Source organism: Dolichospermum sp. UHCC 0259, assembly GCF_009711935.1.
In the GTDB taxonomy this organism is placed as follows: domain Bacteria; phylum Cyanobacteriota; class Cyanobacteriia; order Cyanobacteriales; family Nostocaceae; genus Dolichospermum.
Genome location: NZ_VIKX01000092.1, coordinates 1 through 2492, shown reverse-complemented (window position 1 = coordinate 2492; position 2492 = coordinate 1). Strand labels below are relative to the sequence as shown.

Sequence of the window (2492 nt, the reverse complement as noted above, 5' to 3'; positions counted from 1 at the left end):
TCGCTGGTTTTGGTCTTAGCACACTCAAGCAATTATTTAGAATGAAATAGCCCTGATTCAGAACGTACTTGAGAAACAGCAGATTTGACAATTTCCCGAATGCGTTCCGCTTTTAATTGTCCTGTTTCCTTAGCTTGGTGTAAATCTGTTTGAATTTTTTCTTTAAGGTTCTTATTAGTGGTCATATTGAATACAAATCTCATTACAACACTTGCACCCATTGTGGCGAAATCTTTTAGCAATGAACACCCTCTAAAGATATACAACCATATCTATCTTGAGGTAGTTCAAAGTAGTTGGCGAGTTTTTAACCCACGCAGGTGGGTTTTGTCTGTATAGCATCACCAGAAATTTTTTAGTTAAATGTTACCAATTTATGAAATAATCAATATTGGTAAATAAATAAACTTTAAATTATGTGGCAGGTAAATATTACTTGTGATGGTGAAGCTTGGAAAGTGTACGGGGTTGAATTTAAGAAAATGGTAGAAAATTACCAAGCTGAATTGATTGGTTCTAAAAAAATGCCAGATGGTAAACGCATCATGTCTTATAAAATTGAAGATGTCAGCGAAGCAGAATCTTTTCAAGAAGAATGTACAAAGTTTGTCGGTTTTATTTCGGATTTTGAAGCTTTATGAAAAAAGTAATAATATTGATACTATGCACATTTTGCCTGTGGACTATCAATTTCACATTACCCGCGAATGCTTTAGAAACAAAAAATGGGGCAGAAATTTTTAGTTTCCATTGTGCTGGTTGTCATATTAATGGAGAAAACATCATTAGACGTGGTAAAAACCTCAAAAAGAATGCACTTAAAAGATATAAAATGGATTCTTTAGAAGCAATTACAGCCATTGTCACTAATGGTAAAAACAATATGTCAGCTTATAAAGATCGGTTAACACCAGAGGAAATTCAAGAAGTTGCAACTTATGTTTTGGAACAAGCAGAAAAAGATTGGAAATAACAATATAAAAAATATGATGTTACCTCAAGAAAGCTATTTACAATTTACTCCCGATTTGAAAATTTGCCGAATTTTAAATGGAATGTGGCAAGTTTCCGGTGGACATGGACGCATTAATCCCACAACTGCGATTGAGTCTATGTTCCAATATATTGATGCTGGTTTTACAACCTGGGATTTAGCAGATCATTATGGACCAGCAGAAGATTTTATTGGTGAGTTTCGTCGTCAAATCATAGCAAATCGTGGAGAAGAAGCGGTAAATAATATTCAAGCTTTTACAAAATGGGTTCCTCGTGCTGGGAAGATGACAAAAAAACTGGTTGAGGACAATATTGATATTTCTTTGAGAAGAATGGATGTTAAATCCTTGGATTTAATGCAGTTCCATTGGTGGGATTATCGAGATCCTAATTATTTAGATGCTCTCAAATATATGGCAGAATTGCAAACTGAAGGTAAAATCAAACATTTAGCTTTAACTAATTTTGATACGGAACATTTGCAAATTATTACAGAAGCAGGAATTAAGATTGTTTCTAATCAAGTCCAGTTTTCCCTAGTTGACAGAAGACCACAAGTAAACATGGTGAAATTCTGTCAAGAGAATGATATCAAATTATTTGCCTATGGTAGTGTTTGCGGTGGTTTGTTATCAGAAAAATATTTGGGTAAACCAGAACCAAAAAGCTTAGAAATCAATACTACCAGCTTGAGAAAATACAAACAAATGATTGCTAATTGGGGTAATTGGCGATTATTCCAAGAGTTACTTTCTACCCTAAAAGAAATCGCTGATAAACATCTAGTGAGTATTGCTAATGTGGCTGTAAATTACATTTTAAATCAGCCAGCGGTTGGAGGTGTAATTGTGGGTGTAAGATTGGGAATAGCGGAACATTTAGAAGATAATGCTAAGGTGTTTGGTTTCAATTTAGATACTGAAGATATAGAGAAAATAGATGTAGTTTCTCAGCAGTCAAAAGATTTATATAAATTAATTGGTGATTGTGGGGATGAATATAGACGTTAATTGTAGGGTGGGTTAGTTAGATATGAAAATAAGACCCCCACCCCTAACCCCTCCCCGCAAGCGAGGAGGGGAATAAGAAGTTTTTTATATGTCCTGGTACGTCCTGGTACACGCAGTTCATGATGGCTACTTATCTAAGAAATCTGCTATTAGCGTAATTGAATACTTTAGTCTGTAGAACTTTTGTATTCAATACCTTAATCTCTTTCTATGCAATCAAGTAAACTAGACCAAAATTTAGGGCTAGAAATACAACGTCGTCGTATAGAAAAAGGTTGGTCCCAAGAGTATCTAGCAGAAATTACAGGTCTGCATAGAACCTATATTAGCCAACTGGAACGAGGATTAAAAAGCCCATCTGTCAGAGTTCTGAGTCATATCACCAACGCTTTAACTGTAACAATGAGTGAATTTTTGCAAGCTGTAGAGGAGTAGTTTTTCACTCTCCCCCCACTTTCGAGAGTTTATAGGGTAGGTAGAAGTAGG

4 protein-coding genes and 1 pseudogene are annotated in these 2492 nt (G+C 35.1%); 4 read left to right on the top strand and 1 reads right to left on the bottom strand.

The window, feature by feature from the left end; all coding sequences use genetic code 11:
• Positions 1 to 56: 56 nt before the first annotated feature.
• Positions 57 to 185 (bottom strand): annotated as a pseudogene (locus FJR05_RS07030) (histidine kinase); the annotation flags it as partial.
• 231 nt (positions 186 to 416) lie between these two features.
• Here FJR05_RS07030 and FJR05_RS07025 point away from each other — a divergent pair.
• The 4 genes from FJR05_RS07025 (at position 417) to FJR05_RS07010 (ending at position 2441) form a co-directional block, all read left to right on the top strand.
• Positions 417 to 641 (top strand): hypothetical protein, encoded by a 225-nt coding sequence (locus tag FJR05_RS07025; protein ID WP_168643456.1) that lies wholly within the window; start codon positions 417 to 419, stop codon positions 639 to 641.
• On the top strand, positions 638 to 973 hold the full coding sequence (gene petJ, locus FJR05_RS07020; RefSeq protein WP_168643455.1) for a cytochrome c6 PetJ: 336 nt from the start codon (positions 638 to 640) through the stop codon (positions 971 to 973). The genes FJR05_RS07025 and petJ overlap by 4 nt, the downstream gene beginning before the upstream one ends.
• Before the next feature lie 13 nt (positions 974 to 986).
• Complete coding sequence (locus FJR05_RS07015; protein WP_168643454.1) at positions 987 to 2006, top strand: aldo/keto reductase; 1020 nt, start codon at positions 987 to 989, stop codon at positions 2004 to 2006.
• A gap of 210 nt (positions 2007 to 2216) precedes the next feature.
• Complete coding sequence (locus FJR05_RS07010; protein WP_168643453.1) at positions 2217 to 2441, top strand: helix-turn-helix domain-containing protein; 225 nt, start codon at positions 2217 to 2219, stop codon at positions 2439 to 2441.
• Positions 2442 to 2492: the final 51 nt, after the last annotated feature.